Origin of the sequence: Pelodictyon luteolum (assembly GCF_001622165.1) — a bacterium.
GTDB classification, from domain to species: domain Bacteria; phylum Bacteroidota; class Chlorobiia; order Chlorobiales; family Chlorobiaceae; genus Chlorobium; species Chlorobium luteolum_B.
Genome location: NZ_LVWG01000035.1, coordinates 1 through 15,432 on the forward strand (window position 1 = coordinate 1; position 15,432 = coordinate 15,432).

The following is a 15,432-nucleotide window of genomic DNA, read 5'->3' on the forward strand; positions in this document are numbered from 1 at the left end:
TCGCGAAAATAGTCAAGTTATCACAAGGAAAGCGCCCGGTACCACACAATTCCCATAATCTCCCGCAATGCTATGAACGACTGCTGGAGCGCTTCAGGGTCCGGCATGAATGAAAGAACAGTCATCCGTTCAGCAGGCTGGACCCTGTAATCCACCCGGCAGGGCACAACGCTGAACCCCGCACGACGGAACAGCAGAATCGAACGTGGCATGTGGAACGCACTGGTGACGAGGATGATCTTTTTTGACGGGCCAAGCAGTTCAGCTGCAGCACCGGCTTCATCCGAAGTATTGCCGGCAATGCCCGTGACCAGGACCGAAGCGCGGGGAATGTCCATTTGGAGGGCACGCCGGGCAAGAAGCTCACCCTCGGGAACGAAATTCTCCCGCCAGGGAAGACGGCCGCCGGTAAAGACCAGAAGCGGAGCCTTTCCTTCTCTGTAGAGATCAATGCCCGCCTCGAATCGGTCGGCAGCTTCTCCCCACTCGCCAAGGGGAGCCCCGGGAATCTGCAACGTCATGCCGCCAAGCACCACGATGGCATCGGCATGCGCCACCGAAGAAGCCGGCACTCTTGACGGGGTGCCTTCCAGGATCCCCATCAGCGAATTACCCACGACTGGCATAGATGCAGCCCAGAGCAGCGCCACGCCTGCCCATGCCAGCATGCGGCGACGAAATAGCAGGCCGAGAGAAACAAGCACAACGGAGAGTCCCGGAGGCAGCAAGAGAAACGGCAGGATCTTGTGCAGCATCAGCATGAGACAACCTGCCTACCGGCTGCGGCCGGATGTTCTCTCCGCCAGCGACCGATGAGCTGCAGGAACTGGCTGCCGTACCGCTGAAGCTTGGCCTCTCCCACCCCTGAGACCGCAAGCATCTCCTCACCGCTTTGCGGCAGCAGTGACGACATTTCCCGAAGCGATCGGTCGGAAAACACCACATAGGGAGGAACACCCTGTTCATCGGCAATCTCTTTGCGCAGCGCCCTGAGCTGCTCGAAAAGTCCGCTGTCGTATCCGCCCGGGTCCGGCTCCGCCTTTTTCCGTGCGACCTTTGGAGTGTCCGCCCGCAGAAGCAGCTCAATGCGGGCCTCTCCTCTCAGCACAGGAACCGCCTTTTCGGTCAGCATGATCACAGGATAGAGCCCCTCTGTTTTTGTGATTACCCCGCGCATCAGCAACTCGTCGACAAGCCTCCGCCAGAACTTTTTGTCATGTGCTTTTCCCGCTCCGAACGTCTTGATGCGATCGTGGCCGAGCTCTTTTAGCTTTTTATTCGAGCTGCCGGTGACAATGTCGATGACATGGCCGGCGCCGAAACGCTCATCGGTGCGTACCATTGCAGAAAGCAGAATCTGCGACTCAACGCTGCAGTCGATGGTGTCGAACTTCCCGGTGCAGACATCGCAGGAACCGCAGTTATCTTTCAAATATGCCTCGCCGAAATGCTCAAGAAGCGCTCTGCGCCGGCAGACGGCTGAAGCGGCGAATGCCGAGACTTTCGAGAGAGCAGAAAGCGCACGGGCACGCTCCTCCCCGTCCGCCATGGCGTCGATGAAAAAACGGACCTTGGCGATATCTCCCTGACTGTAAAGCAGGGTGCAGTGTGCCGGCTCGCCATCGCGTCCGGCGCGTCCGGTCTCCTGATAGTAGTTTTCGATGCTCCTCGGAAGGTCGGCATGAATGACGAACCGGATGTTCGACTTATCGATCCCCATGCCAAAGGCAACGGTGGCTACGATCACATCCACCTCGTCGCGGATAAAGGCATTCTGGTTCCGCTCCCGCTCCTGGTCGTCGAGCCCTGCATGGTAGGGAAGCGCACGGACCCCCTTCTCCTTCAGCATGGCTGCGGTGTCGTTGACGCTTTTGCGGCTGGCGCGGTATATGATGCCCGCCTTCCGGCTGAACCGGCGGAGCATGGAGAGAATCTGGCGCTCGGCACTGTCCTTGAAGAGGACCTCATAGGAAAGGTTCGGGCGGTCAAATGAGGCCCTGACGAGAAATGGCTCACGCAGGGCGAGACGCAGGAGGGTGTCAGCCTGCACCCGCTCGGTAGCCGTTGCCGTGAAGGCCGCCACGGGGGCCATACCGGCAAGTTCCACCAGTACGGAGAGGGAGAGGTAGTCGGGCCGGAAATCGTGACCCCACTCGGATATGCAGTGTGCCTCGTCGATCACCGCCATGCTGATGCGGATGCCCCGGAGCATTTCCCGGAAGGAGTCGACGGCAAACCGCTCGGGTGCGACATAGAGCAGGTCGAGCCCCCCCGACAGCAACTCTTTCAGCACCATCTGCCGCTCTTCGGGTGGCTGTGAACTGTTGAGGAAGGCCGCACTGATGCCGTTGGCACGTGCGCCGTCAACCTGGTCTTTCATAAGGGCGATAAGCGGACTGACAACAATGCAGGTACCGGGAAGCAGTACGGCCGGAAGCTGGTAGCAGAGGGACTTTCCTCCGCCCGTCGGCATCACCGCAAAGACATCCCGGCCCTCGAGGATCGCCCGTACAACCTCCCGCTGGTTCGGCCGGAACGCCTGGAACCCGAACACCCGCTGCAGGGCCTCATGCACCGCTTCATCAGAAATCTGGACCCTCATGGCATTCAAACCTGAAAAATTTGTTTGCGCCGGAACCGGTCGACAAAACCTGCAGGCCCAGCTGACCCTTTATATACGCAGTTCACGCCGGAATGCAAAGGAGAGAGAGAAACCTCCTCACCTCTTTTCAGCAGGCCTGCGGAGCGCACCGGGAAGCAGACAAAGGAGTCGCGAAGCGGAAGCAAGAAGAACAGGATCTGCAAAGAAAGGCAGGAACCTCCGTGCAACCGCTGCCCCATGACCGTGGTTGTTGCGCATCCATTCACCCTGATAGAGCACCGCCATCAGGCGGTCCATTGAAAGCGAAAAAACGAAACGCACGAGCCCGTCGAGCCGAAGGCCGGAAGCGCCGCGGGAGCCATCAGCAACCGATGGAGTCATGAAAAGCCACCGGCGGCCGTCGCACTCTTCAAGCCTGAAATCAATCGCCCTCCCGCCAGAGAGCAGCAGACGGAACCCGAGAGGCTTTAGAGGCTTTGCGTCGGAGCCGGTCAGCCATTCACGGCTGATGGAGCCTCCCTCACGGGATGCAAACTCAAGCAGTGCCGCCGAGACGGCATCTTCAACATCAGCCGGGGAGAGACTTTTATTGACCCGCAGGAGCAAACAGACATGCAGCAGCTCCGACATGCAGCTGATAATGAGGCTGATGAGATCCTTTCTCTTAAGGAGCGGCATGAAGCTGTTGAAGGCAAGGTCGCAATAGGCCAGAAGCTCCACCAGCTCCTGCCGTTCCATACCCCCCGCAGAGACCACCGGGCTGAAATTGTTGTAGAGGTCCCAGTCATGGGAGTGGATCCGGTTTTCGCGCAGATATGCACCGTAGACATCTGTCCCGGGATAGGGCGTCATCACCATGAAAAGCGCCTGCTGGAGGCCGATCGAGCGGGCATAGGCGGGATAGGTCCGGCTCTCACTGGCCGTTTCGTTCAGGCTGCCGAGGATGAAGTACCCCTCGGTGCCGATACCATGTTTCCGACAAAGAGCGATAGCTTTTTCGACGTCATCCGCCGTATTCTGCTTGTTGAGCAGCCGGAGGGTCTCGGGGTTCGGGCTCTCGATACCGATGCCTACTTTATCGAGCCCCACCGCCTTCAGTTTCGGCAGAATCCGTTCCGATCGCACCAGATCGGCCGCACGCGTTTCAGTCATGATCCTGAAGTTCGTCAGCCCGCGCTCGATCATGAGATCGCAGATCCGTTCGACCCGCTTGATGCTGGTCAGGAAATTGGCATCCCAGATCTTCAGCAGTTTCTTCATCTTCGGGTCATGGAGGAGTGCGATCTCCTCCACCACGTTCTCTGCTGAGCGGGCCCGCCACTTCCCGTGCATCTGGCCGTTGGCGCAGAACGAACAGGACCACGGACATCCGCGCGACGTATAGATGGTGTCAATGGAATAACCCTCACCATTCTCCCCGTAGCGCCTTGGACGAAGGCTCCGGAGAGGAAAAGCAATGGAATCGATATCCCGGATGACCTGCCGCGGGACGTTTTCGACAACGGTACCTCCATCCTTGAACGCCAGTCCGGCCACCCTGCATGAAGGTCCATGAAGCACCAGCTCCCGAAACGTTTCCTCCCCCTCCCCCTTCACCACCGCATCAATGTCGGGCTCCCGGAGCACCTCAGTGACAAGGGCTGTCGGGTGAAAACCGCCGACAACCACGAACGCCCCCGCTTCACGGGCAATGCGTGCGAGGCGAAGCGCCTGGCTCCAGGCACCGGTCATAGAAGAAATGGCAACGAGATCGCAGGGGCTTTTCTTGAGCAGGGCACGAAGGCTCTCGAATACCCTTTCATCATAATAGTGTTCCGGCATGACGATGCTCTCCACCACCCCTTCCACCGCTGCGGCAAGGTAGCAGACGCCGATGCAGTCGGAAATGTAGCGCGGAAACGGAGTAATGACCGCCTGAGGAGCCTCGATGAGGCACAGGTTCCTGAAATATGACATAAAGCCTCACGGCTTATAATCCTGAAAAACCTGCAAGGAAGACTGCCTCTTCACTTGCCCGCCCATCTGAAACACGGCACTGTGGGGATGCCTGGGAGCGGCTGAACGATAGATGTGTGTAGGGTAATGTACGTAAACTCGGCGCAGATAAAAAAAGCCGCCCTGGAAATACTCCGGGCGGCCCAGATAATACTGCGGAAAAGAACGAGGCACAGCCGCTCAGGCGCCGGCCATCATGGCTTCGACATCAGCCCCTACGGTGCCGATCGGTTTGATAGCGAACTTCTCGACCAGAACGGCAGCGACGTTCGGGGTCAGGAACTCCGGGAGTGTCGGTCCGAGGCGGATTCCTTTCACTCCGAGATAGAGAAGCGCAAGGAGCACGGTGACGGCTTTCTGCTCATACCAGGCGATATCGAAAGAGATCGGCAGGTCGTTGATGTCCTCAAGCCCGAACACCTCTTTGAGTTTCAGGGCGATGACTGCCAGCGAATAGGAGTCGTTGCACTGGCCGGCGTCAAGCACCCTCGGGATGCCGCCGATGTCACCGAGCTGCAGCTTGTTGTAGCGGTACTTGGCGCATCCGGCCGTAAGGATTACCGTATCCGACGGCAGCGCTTCGGCAACACCGGTGTAGTACTTCCGGGATGCATGCCGTCCATCGCATCCGGCCATCACCACGAAACGCTTGATGGCACCCGTCTTGACAGCATCGACAACCTTGTCGGCAAGGGCGAGCACCTGGTTGTGGGCGAAGCCGCCCGTGATTTCCCCGGTCTCGATTTCTACCGGCGGCTGGCAGGTCTTTGCAAGCTCAACCAGTGCCGAAAAGTCCTTGCTGCCTCCCTCGGGGCGTGCCGGAATATATTCAAGCCCTGGGTATCCGGCCATGCCGGTGGTGAACATCCGCTTGCGGTAGGACTCCCGGACTGGTACGATGCAGTTCGTCGTCATGAGGATCGGTCCGTTGAACGACTCGAACTCACGGTCCTGCTTCCACCATGACCCGCCGTAGTTGCCGACAAAATGCGGGTACTTCCGGAATGCGGGATAGTAGTGCGCCGGCAGCATCTCGCAGTGGGTGTACACGTCCACCCCGGTTCCCTCGGTCTGCTTGAGAAGATCCTCCATGTCACGGAGGTCGTGACCAGAAATCAGGATGCCGGGATTCGTGCCGACACCGATGTTGACTTTGGTGATCTCAGGGTTACCGTAGGTCGTGGTATTGGCCCGATCAAGAAGTGCCATCGCCTTCACCGCCGTAGCACCGGTCTGCATGACAAGGGCGGTCAGTTCGTCAATAGAAAGATCCTGAACCAACGCCTCGAGGCCTTTGGCATAAAATGCGTAGATCTCATCGTCCTCGAACCCCAGCACCGAAGCGTGGTCGGTATAGGCGGCAAGACCCTTGAGGCCGTAGAGAACGAGGGATTTCAGTGAGCGCAGATCCTCATTCTGGTCATACGACTCCACGCCCGCAGTAATCGCCTTCTGCAGGAACTCATCCCGGGTGCTGCCTGTCCATCGGGCCGCGTCATGCTCCGGAACCGACGGCAGCAGGGCGTTCAGCCGGTCACGCATGGCGAGGGTCCTGTTGATCTCCTCCACAATGGCAACATCGTCAAAATTAGTGTTGGTGACGGTTACGAACAGCGACTCGCTGATCCGGCGGCCCGCTTCCCGCATAACGCCTCCCGACTGACGGCCCGCCGCAATGGCAAGGCCCACGCTGGCGTACACAAGCACATCCTGCAGCTTTGCCGTCATCTCGTCCTTGCCGCAGACGCCCCTTGCGGTGCATCCTGTACCATGGATGCTCTCCTGACATTGGTTGCAATACATTCCCATGACTGTCTTCTCCTTTGTGTTTATGTTGTGGTCTGTTCGGCCGGAAGCAGGTCGGCCAGTGCCCTGTCGGCCGTTGCCCCCTCCCTGTCGCCTTTTTTCTCTTTCATCTCCGCCCGGCTCCTCAGCGCCGCCCGAAGCAGCCGCCTGTTATTCGGACGCATCTCCACGATGGCGCTGAAATCACCGATCGCTCCCTCAAGGTCACCGAGTTTCGCTCTGGCAACGCCCCGGTTTCCGAGGGCGATGATGCTTTCACGGAACCTGAGGCCTGTTTTCAGCGCCATGGTGTAGTCGAGGGCTGCACCCTCCCAGTCAGAGGAACAGCTTCGGGCATTGCCGCGGTCAAACCAGGCCATCGGGTCGCCCGGCCGCTCCATGATCGTCCTGCTGATCTCCTCCGCCGTTCCCCGATATGCACCCAACGCATCCTTCAGCATAATCCCTCCTTCATCCTGTTCACCCTACCCGCTCCTCGCCAAGCACATCTCCCTGCACCGATACCACAACTTTCTTCACCGGCACCCGGCGCAAAGCGCGGCTGCAGGCCTCCTGCACTGCGCCCATGAGTCCTGTGCAGCAGGGCACTTCCATCAAGAGTACCGTGATGGTGTTGATGGCGCCCAGATCAATCATGGCGATCAGTTTCTGTACATAGACATCCATACCCGAGTCTAGTTTGGGACAGGCGATTGCCAGACTCTTGCCCGGAAGGTGTCGGGTATGGAAATCACCCATCGCGAATGCCGTGCAGTCGGCAGCAAGCAGCAGGTCAGATCCCCTGTAATAGGGCGCCTCGGGAGATACGAGGTGCAGTTGCACCGGCCACTGACGGAGCGCGCTTTCAGGGGCCTCCCCCGATACAGGGGCTTTGGCTCCGGCCGAGCCGAAATCCATCATCCTGCTCCCTGGGCACCCGCCGCCTTCACCGTGTCCGCCACCCGCATGAGCGACGGCATAAGGCGGGTTATCGATGCCGTGTTCCTCTATGTAGGCAAGCGCTTCGCGGAGATAGTCAACCGCTCCGTGCTCCTTCAGATGGCGGAGGTGTGCGGCAAGCACCGTCTGTCCCTTCGCCACGATGCTCTCTGCCAGTACCCTCCGTTCATCGTACGGCCCGGCTTCGCGGGTCTCGATCCGCATGGCTCCGCTCGGGCACTGCCCCACGCAGGCTCCGAGTCCGTCGCAGAAAAGATCGCTGACGAGTCGCGCCTTGCCCTCCTTCACCTGGAGCGCACCTTCCGGACATCCGGGAATGCACAAGGCACATCCCGTGCAGAGCTGTTCATCAATCTGTATCACCTGTCGCTGCATATGCATCCCTTTTCCTTTTTCCTTTATCAATGGTGTGAACACTCCGCCGGCGCTGAATGGTTCAACGGGAAGGTGCCATGCTCCCGTCCTGCATCCGCAAGATCGCGGAGCAGGCTGCCGATCGTTATTTTTTCGAATTCATCCCGCACCACCTGCTCGATACGCAGAATCTGGTGGCGAAGCACGCACCGCGCACGGTTCAGGCAGAGTTTCTTGCGGAACAGACACTCCGACACCTGCACCGGACCCTGAAAGATCTCAATCAGCTCGCGCAGACCGATGCCGTCCGGATCACGCTTAAGCATGAATCCGCCCGAAGCGCCCTCTCGCGACACCACCAGTCGATGGCGGATCAGCTCCTGCAGGAGGCGACGCAGGAACTGGTAGGGAATATCCTGTTCTGTCGCGATGGTCTTTGCCGACATATAGACGCCCTGCGACCCGGCCAGAGAGAGCAGCGCACGGACGGCGTAATCGGTATTTTTGTTCAGTACTTTCATTGTTCGGGATTTAATTGATACTAAATCAGTATCAGTTAGGATAAGAGTAATCGATTCCATCCCCAAATAATTTCACAGGTGATGATTTTTTTTAAAAAAACTTTCCCGGGTCTGCCCTCCTGCCGTTTGCCCGGTTGTTCGCGAAATAGCGAGTAGGTATGTATATTGAGCCGTAAGGTTGTCGGAGTGAACGCCCTATGGCAACCCTGTGAACCGCCCTCAAGGGAGCCATGGACATGCTGCAACAGAAAACCGCCGCCTACGAGGCAATCGAAACGCTGCGCCGGGAAGGCCGATTCCAGTCCTGTTCCGGAAACCCGGTCCAGCTTGAGACGGCGACTGATCGTTTCATTGCCGACATGCGCCGCATCCAGAGTGAAGCCGCATGGAAACTCGGCGGGATCTACCTGATTGCCGAAATCATCCAGAGCGTGCATAGAACCGATGCCGGAGAACTGATGGATGACCCATCACTTCCGCTCGACCAGAAACTCCGGATGAGCCGGGCACTCGGCCGTCAGAGCGGGATGCTCCAGCTCACAGAACGGTTTGTCGATCTCCTTTCCCCCATCATCACCGAACTGGCCGAACGAAACGGCCGCGATACACGGGTGCTTGAACTGGCCGGCGGTGCTGGCAGTCTCTCACTCGCACTCGGCCGTGCAGCAAGAAACGGCAGGCTGCCGTGCCGGGTGACCGGCACGGACATTGTCGACACCTACACCAAGGCAGCCCAAGAAGAGGCAAGTCAGGAAGGACTTCCGGCAGAGTTCCACACGCTTGACGCATGCAGGATGGACAAACTCGAACGGGGATCGGCCGACCTCGTCGTCATCTCCCAGAGCCTCCACCATTTCAGTCCGGGACAGCTTGCACTCATGATCCGTGGTGCAAAGGAGGCGGGATCCTCCGCATTCATCGGGCTGGACGGTTACCGCAGTCTCCTCCTTTCCGCCGGAGTGCCGCTTGTCGCCGCTATGCAGGGCATATGGGAATTCGCCCTCGACGGTCTCACCTCGGCAAGAAAATTCTATACGGAACCGGAGCTCGACGCCATCAGCGAAATCGCCACCACAGAAAGAAACCACCTTGTCCTCACACGCTGGCCGCTCACGTTGGTCCTCGTCCGCTTCGACGGAATCCGGGCCAGCGAAGCAAGCCTGCCATATGCATAAATCAGAAGAATATTAAACCCAAGCTGAAGAGGAGTACCCACCAATGAAACCCTTGAAGATCGTTGCCATCTCAGCGGCCGTTCTCATCCTCATCCAGTTCGTACCCTTCGGCAGAGACCACCTGAACCCACCGGTCACGGGGGAACCTGCATGGGACAGCCCTGAAACGCGCGAGCTTTTTTTCCGTGGATGCCGCGACTGCCACTCCAATGAAACCGTCTGGCCATGGTACAGCAATGTCGCGCCCTTCTCCTGGCTCGCGTCGCTTGATGTCTCAATAGGACGGGAGAAGTTCAACGTCTCGGAATGGGGCAGGCAAGGTCGGAACGAAGGCGAGGAAGCCGCTGAAGAGGTCCGCGAAGGCAAAATGCCTCCATGGTTCTACATGCCGGCACATCCGGAGGCAAAGCTCAGCCCGGAAGAGAAAGTATCCCTCACGAGAGGCCTTGAGGCAACCTTCGGTACCAAAGGAGGCGATGAAAAAAGCGGTCACTAAGAGAGAGGGCGGGCAATGAAGCGGACCGGCAGCATCCTGCTCCACATCGGGCTCTTCCTCCTTACCCTTCTCACCACCCTCTGGGCCGGGGTCACCTGGCAGGGGGGTGTTGTGCATTACGAGAACATGGGAACGCTGGCCAGTTCGCTCGCAATCGGCGCCCCATACGCCTTCGGCCTCATCCTATTCCTCAGCGTCCATGAGTTCGGACACTACTTCGCCTCAATGCGCCACGGGGTGCAGGCATCACTGCCCTTCTATATCCCGGTACCGCCCCTGCCGTTCCTCCTCAGCCTCGGAACCATGGGTGCCGTCATAAAGATCCGGGACAGGATGCCCGGTACCCGTGCGCTGTTCGACATCGGTGCGGCCGGTCCGCTCTCAGGATTTGCAGTCTCTCTTGCACTTCTGGCATGGGGGTTCGGGAGCCTCCCGCCGGAACCCCTAATGATGGCACCAGTCCCTGTAACCGACGGGGAGGGCACCCTCGTTTTCGGAAAAAACCTAATCTGGATCCTGATGGAGCAAGCCATCGCACCGGGACACTGCCTGCGGATGAGTGACATCCCCCAGTACCCGCTGCTCTTCACCGGATGGATCGGGACCTTCGTGACCGCACTGAACCTCCTGCCGGCAGGCCAGCTCGACGGAGGCCATGTCACCTATGCCATGTTCGGCCGTAGCGGCCACAAACTCGGGGCACGGGTAACCCTCGGCACAATCATACTCTTCGGCCTGCCCTCCTCGATCGACATGCTGCTTCCGGCCATGCTGCCGCAAGCCCTCATCGCATGGTCCTGGCCGGGCTGGATGCTCTGGGCCGCCATACTCTGGAAGGTCATAGGAACAGCCCATCCCCCAACCCTGTACGACCACCCCCTCGACACCGGCCGGAATGCACTTGGTTGGCTGACCATCCTCCTCTTCCTGCTTTCGTTCACACCCGTCCCGTTCACCATAGCCTGACAGAGCAGACACCATGACCCCTTACCTCCCAACCGGCACCACCCCGCCGCTCAACTGCCGAACGAGGAAGCTCGATTTTTCCGATGGACCGAAAGTCATGGGCATCCTCAACACAACACCAGACTCATTCCACGACGGGGGAACACTCACCGGTCCCAACGGAAAGCTCGACCTCGGCCTTGCCCTCGAACGCTCCCGCATGATGCTCCGGCAGGGAGCGGACATCATCGACATCGGCGGCGAATCCTCCCGGCCCGGTGCCAGGGTAATCGGTACTGATGAAGAGATCCAGCGCACCGCACCACTCATCGAACTCCTCCGCAGCGAGAGTGATGCCCTTATCTCCATAGACACATACAAAGCGGCGGTGGCCGAGGCTGCATTGCTGGCCGGAGCCGATATCGTCAACGACATCTCCGGGTTCTCCTTCGACAGCGCAATGCCCTCCATATGCCGGCGCTTCGACGCGGCAGCGGTCCTCATGCACACGCCGGCAAGACCTGCGGACATGCAGTGGAGCACACGCATACCGGACAGCAGTGATGACATCACAGCCACCATCATGCACCATCTCGAAGAAGCCGTACGGCGCGCCGAATCGGCGGGGGTACAGGACATCATCATCGACCCCGGGTTCGGGTTCGGCAAAAGCGTGGAAGAAAACTTCAGGCTCCTCAGGCGGCTCGGGGAGTTCCGATCGACAAAGAGACCGGTTCTCGTGGGGCTCTCAAGGAAATCCTTCCTCGCTCATATTGCTGCGCCCGAGGGGGAGCTGGTAAGGCCCACAGCAGAAAGGTTCAGTGCAACCCTTGCCGCCGAAACCCTCGCCATCCTGAACGGTGCAGACATCATCCGGACCCACGATGCTGAGGCTGCAAAAACCTGCATCAGGGTAGTACAGGCAACGATGGGCATGAGGAAGTAGGCGGAGGCGCGGAGACCACCTTGCCTACTGTTTTTTTTCTTACCTTACAAGGAATTGCAGAGAAATCTGGAACACGGCCCCATGGCTGCCCCCGACTGAAAAAAGCACCGTCAGGATGTACCTCTCCAAAATTGAGATTTTCGGATTTAAAAGCTTCGCGCACCGCGTCAGGATAAGCTTTGACAAGGGACTGACGGCCATCGTCGGTCCGAACGGATGCGGCAAGACGAACGTGGTCGATGCCATCCGATGGGTACTCGGAGAGCAGAAATCATCTCTCCTTCGCTCGGCGAAGATGGAAAACATCATCTTCAACGGCTCAAGAAACCTCAAGCCCCTCAGTTTCACCGAGGTTTCCCTTACCATAGAAAACACCCGGAACGTGCTCCCGACGGAGTATACCGAGGTCACCGTCACCCGCAGGATCTACCGCAACGGTGAAAGCGACTTCCTTCTCAACCAGGTCCCCTGCCGCCTGAAAGACATCCTCGACCTTTTCACCGACACCGGCATGGGAAGCGATGCCTACTCGGTGATTGAGCTCAAGATGATTGAAGAGATCATCAGCAACAAAAGCGAAGAGCGCATGAAGCTCTTCGAAGAAGCTGCGGGCATAACCCGCTACAAACAGCGCCGCAAACAGACCTTCCGCCAGCTTGAAAGCGCGTCGCGCGACCTCTCCCGCGTCGATGATCTTCTCTCAGAAGTCGAAAAGAAAGTCCGCAGCCTGAAAATCCAGGTCCGCAAGGCAGAGAAACTCAAAGCGCTGAGAAATGAGCTGCGCGGACTCGATCTCGGGCTCTCATGGCGGAAAATGGGTGAACTGCAGGAAAAAGTAGCCCCCCTGGAGAGCAGGATACGTCAGGAAGAGATGCAGAACCATGAACTGGCTGCCAGAATGGCCCGCGAAGACAGCGCCATTCAGGAGGCGGAAGTTCGGCAGCTTCAGGAAGAAGAGGAGCTTTCGGACAACCAGAAGAGACTGAACGCATGCAACGAAGCGGTGCACGAACTTGAAAAGCGCATCCTCCAGCAGACCGAACAGGAGAAAAAGCTCACCGCCGACATCCAGCGCGTCACCACCCTCACCGCCGAAAAGGCCCGGCAGATTAACGCTGAAGACGCCCTCTCCGAAGAGCTCGAAGCCCGGAGGCCCGGAACCGAACAGAAATGCAGCGAACTCGAAGAGCGCTATAACGCCCTTGCCCGGGAGCACGACCAGCTGAACGCCACGCTCCGCATGCAGCGCGACAGCCTCGCCCTTGAACGTTCAGCAAGCGCAGAACAGCAGAAAGAGGCCAACCGCCTCGCCATGCTGCGCCAGTCGCTTGAAGCCAGAAAGGAACACCTCCAGAGCACGCTTGGGCGCCTGGCGGCAAGAAAGCGGACAGCAGAGGAAAAACTCGAAGCCGCCCGCCCACTCGGCCTGAAACTCCAGGAGGAACTCGGCACCACGAAAGAGCGGCTCGAACAGGCAAAAAAGGAGGAGGCCGCACAACGGGAGCAACGGGAGAAAAGCCGCACTGCACTTGAGTCCCTCAAGGACGAGATCCTTTCGCTGCGCTCAGCCGAGGGCAGGCTGCAAAACAGTATTCTTCTGGCCAACTCGGTACTCGACAGCTTTGAGGGCATGCCGGAGGGGATCGGATTTCTGGAAAAGCAGAAAGAGGGCAGACCCGGAATGGGGTGCATGACGGACCTCATCTCGCTTGAAGAGGAACACCGCAGGGCGATGAACGCCGCCCTTGGCGAAGGCATGAACTACTATGTCTCCCGCACGCTGGACGAAGCCCGCAATGGAGCCGCTGCGCTCCGCCGGGCAGGAAGGGGCAAGGTGCACTTCCTCGTGCTCGACATGTTCAAAGCCTCACCACCAAGGCCTCGGAACATCGAAGGAGCACGCCCAGCCCTCGACCTCCTCAGTGCTCCCGAGGAGCTGCAGCCGGCACTTACAGCCATGCTCTCCGACTGCTACGTCGTCGACACCCTCGACGAAGCAGAGGCCCTCGCATTCAAACACCCCGACATAACCCTCGTCACCCGCGAAGGCGAAAAGTTTTCCGCCCGGGGAACCCTTCTCGGCGGCAGCCCCAAAGCGAGCGAAGGGTTGCGGCTCGGCAAGAAAACAGAACGGGACCGCCTCCAGAAAGAGCTCGCCATCCTGCAGCAGTCTATCGGCAAAGAGGAGGAACGGAAACGGGAGCTCGAAAGACAACTGCATGAGCTGCAGGGCGATGACTTACGCCGCAGCATCTCGCAACTTGAATCCTCAGCGTCCGCCATTGAGCGCCAGATCGCCCGCCATGAAGCCGAAGGAAACTCCCTCAGGCAGGAACTCGCCGGAGCGGACACTGAAGCCCGCTCAACAGAGGAGGCCGAAGCCCAGACCGACCGATCACTGAAGGAACTCATTCCCGCGCTCGAACAAGGGGAATCCGGCACCCTGCGCATCCGGGAAACCATACAGGCCATGCAGGCTGAACTTACCCGGCTCGAGGAACGGCACCATGAGATGGGCCGCGAAGTACAGGCCAGCCAGAGCAGCTGGCGCGATGCCCTTCTGGAACTTGAAAAGCTCCGGATAAACATTGAAGGATGCCGCAAAAACCGCACCGTCCTCAAGAAGGAAACTGCACGGCTCGAGGAAGAGGAGCAGGTAGCCCGCGAGGCCCTAAAGGGGGGCGGCGGAATCCTCCAGGAACTGCAGAAAGATCTTGAAACCCTCATGCTCCGCGCCGCAACGGAGCAGAAAACCCTCAATGAACGCGAGTCGGCCTATCGCCAGGAACAGGTCCGCCATCTGGATGCACGCACGGAGCTGCGGGAAATGAACCGCAAGCTCGAGGTCGGACGGCAGCTGCAGGGAGCCCTTCAGGAGGAGCGGGCCGCAATCAACCGTGCCCTCGACCACCTTTATACTGAAGTGCGCCTGAAGTACGGCTGCGACCTTGCCACCATGGACAGTCCCCCGATGGAGGGCACCGAAGATCCTGAAGCAGCGGAGAGGAGGCTTGAAGAGCTTGAAAAACAGCGGGAGCAGTTCGGGGCTGTCAACGAACTGGCACTGGAGGAGTACGACACGGAAAAAGAGCGGTTCCTGTTTCTCACTGAACAGAAAAATGACCTCAGCACGGCTGAAACCCAGCTGCGAGAAACCATTGAGGAGATCAACCGCACCGCACTCCTGAAGTTCAATGAGACCTTCCGTGCAGTCCGAAAAAACTTCACCGCCATCTTCCAGGAACTCTTCGATCCACAGGACGAAGCCGACCTCATCATCCACACTGGTGAAGACCCGCTTGAAGCTCACATTGAAATCGTCGCCAAGCCGAAGGGCAAGAAACCACTCTCCATCGAGCAGCTGAGCGGAGGAGAGAAGGCGCTGACAGCCTTATCGCTCCTCTTCTCCATCTACCTTGTCAAGCCGAGCCCGTTCTGTATCCTTGACGAAGTCGATGCACCTCTCGACGATGGAAACGTCGGAAGGTTCACGAAGCTCCTGAAAAAATTTGAGAATAACACCCAATTTATTATTGTTACGCACAACAAGAACACCATGGCATCATGCCAGGCGCTCTATGGCGTCACAATGGAGGAGGAAGGCGTATCGAAACTGATACCGGTCCGACTCGAAAAAATCAGGCACTGAAAGG

The 15,432-nt window shown here is 58.7% G+C and carries 12 protein-coding genes; 5 read left to right on the top strand and 7 right to left on the bottom strand.

From position 1 onward, the window contains the following. Positions 1–20: 20 nt before the first annotated feature. The 7 genes from A3K90_RS08775 to A3K90_RS08805 all read right to left on the bottom strand — a co-directional run bounded on the left by A3K90_RS08775 (position 21) and on the right by A3K90_RS08805 (position 8,217). Complete coding sequence (locus tag A3K90_RS08775; protein WP_303682234.1) at positions 21–761, bottom strand: YdcF family protein; 741 nt, start codon at positions 759–761, stop codon at positions 21–23. Beyond that, a complete protein-coding gene (gene recQ / locus A3K90_RS08780; RefSeq protein WP_303682235.1) occupies positions 755–2,602 on the bottom strand; it encodes a DNA helicase RecQ in 1,848 nt (615 codons plus the stop codon). The genes A3K90_RS08775 and recQ overlap by 7 nt, the downstream gene beginning before the upstream one ends. 117 nt (positions 2,603–2,719) lie before the next feature. Beyond that, positions 2,720–4,558, bottom strand: coding sequence for a radical SAM protein (locus tag A3K90_RS08785; RefSeq protein WP_303682236.1), 1,839 nt, complete (start codon positions 4,556–4,558; stop codon positions 2,720–2,722). Between the two features lie 219 nt (positions 4,559–4,777). Continuing rightward, on the bottom strand, positions 4,778–6,406 hold the full coding sequence (hcp, locus tag A3K90_RS08790) for a hydroxylamine reductase (RefSeq protein WP_303682237.1): 1,629 nt from the start codon (positions 6,404–6,406) through the stop codon (positions 4,778–4,780). Between the two features lie 20 nt (positions 6,407–6,426). Then, a complete protein-coding gene (locus tag A3K90_RS08795) occupies positions 6,427–6,843 on the bottom strand; it encodes a hypothetical protein (RefSeq protein ID WP_303682238.1) in 417 nt (138 codons plus the stop codon). Positions 6,844–6,862: 19 nt separating this feature from the next. Then, positions 6,863–7,717, bottom strand: a complete 855-nt coding sequence (locus A3K90_RS08800; RefSeq protein WP_303682366.1) for an ATP-binding protein — start codon at positions 7,715–7,717, stop codon at positions 6,863–6,865. A 26-nt stretch (positions 7,718–7,743) separates the two neighbouring features. Next, positions 7,744–8,217 carry an Rrf2 family transcriptional regulator gene (locus tag A3K90_RS08805; protein ID WP_303682239.1) on the bottom strand — a complete coding sequence of 158 codons (474 nt, stop codon included), beginning with the start codon at positions 8,215–8,217 and terminating at the stop codon, positions 7,744–7,746. 230 nt (positions 8,218–8,447) lie between these two features. On the opposite strand from A3K90_RS08805, the gene A3K90_RS08810 reads away from it, so the two are divergent. The 5 genes from A3K90_RS08810 (at position 8,448) to smc (ending at position 15,428) form a co-directional block, all read left to right on the top strand. Beyond that, the gene (locus A3K90_RS08810) at positions 8,448–9,392 is read left to right on the top strand and encodes a class I SAM-dependent methyltransferase (RefSeq protein ID WP_303682241.1); all 945 of its coding nucleotides are present in this window, start codon (positions 8,448–8,450) and stop codon (positions 9,390–9,392) included. A 43-nt stretch (positions 9,393–9,435) separates the two neighbouring features. Then, positions 9,436–9,888: a heme-binding domain-containing protein gene (locus A3K90_RS08815; protein ID WP_303682242.1), complete on the top strand. Its 453-nt coding sequence runs from the start codon at positions 9,436–9,438 to the stop codon at positions 9,886–9,888. 15 nt (positions 9,889–9,903) lie between these two features. After that, positions 9,904–10,854, top strand: a complete 951-nt coding sequence (locus A3K90_RS08820; protein ID WP_303682243.1) for a site-2 protease family protein — start codon at positions 9,904–9,906, stop codon at positions 10,852–10,854. Between the two features lie 13 nt (positions 10,855–10,867). Continuing rightward, positions 10,868–11,779: a dihydropteroate synthase gene (folP, locus tag A3K90_RS08825; RefSeq protein ID WP_303682244.1), complete on the top strand. Its 912-nt coding sequence runs from the start codon at positions 10,868–10,870 to the stop codon at positions 11,777–11,779. Positions 11,780–11,894: 115 nt separating this feature from the next. Beyond that, the gene (gene smc / locus A3K90_RS08830) at positions 11,895–15,428 is read left to right on the top strand and encodes a chromosome segregation protein SMC (RefSeq protein ID WP_303682245.1); all 3,534 of its coding nucleotides are present in this window, start codon (positions 11,895–11,897) and stop codon (positions 15,426–15,428) included. The last annotated feature ends 4 nt before the right edge of the window (positions 15,429–15,432 follow it).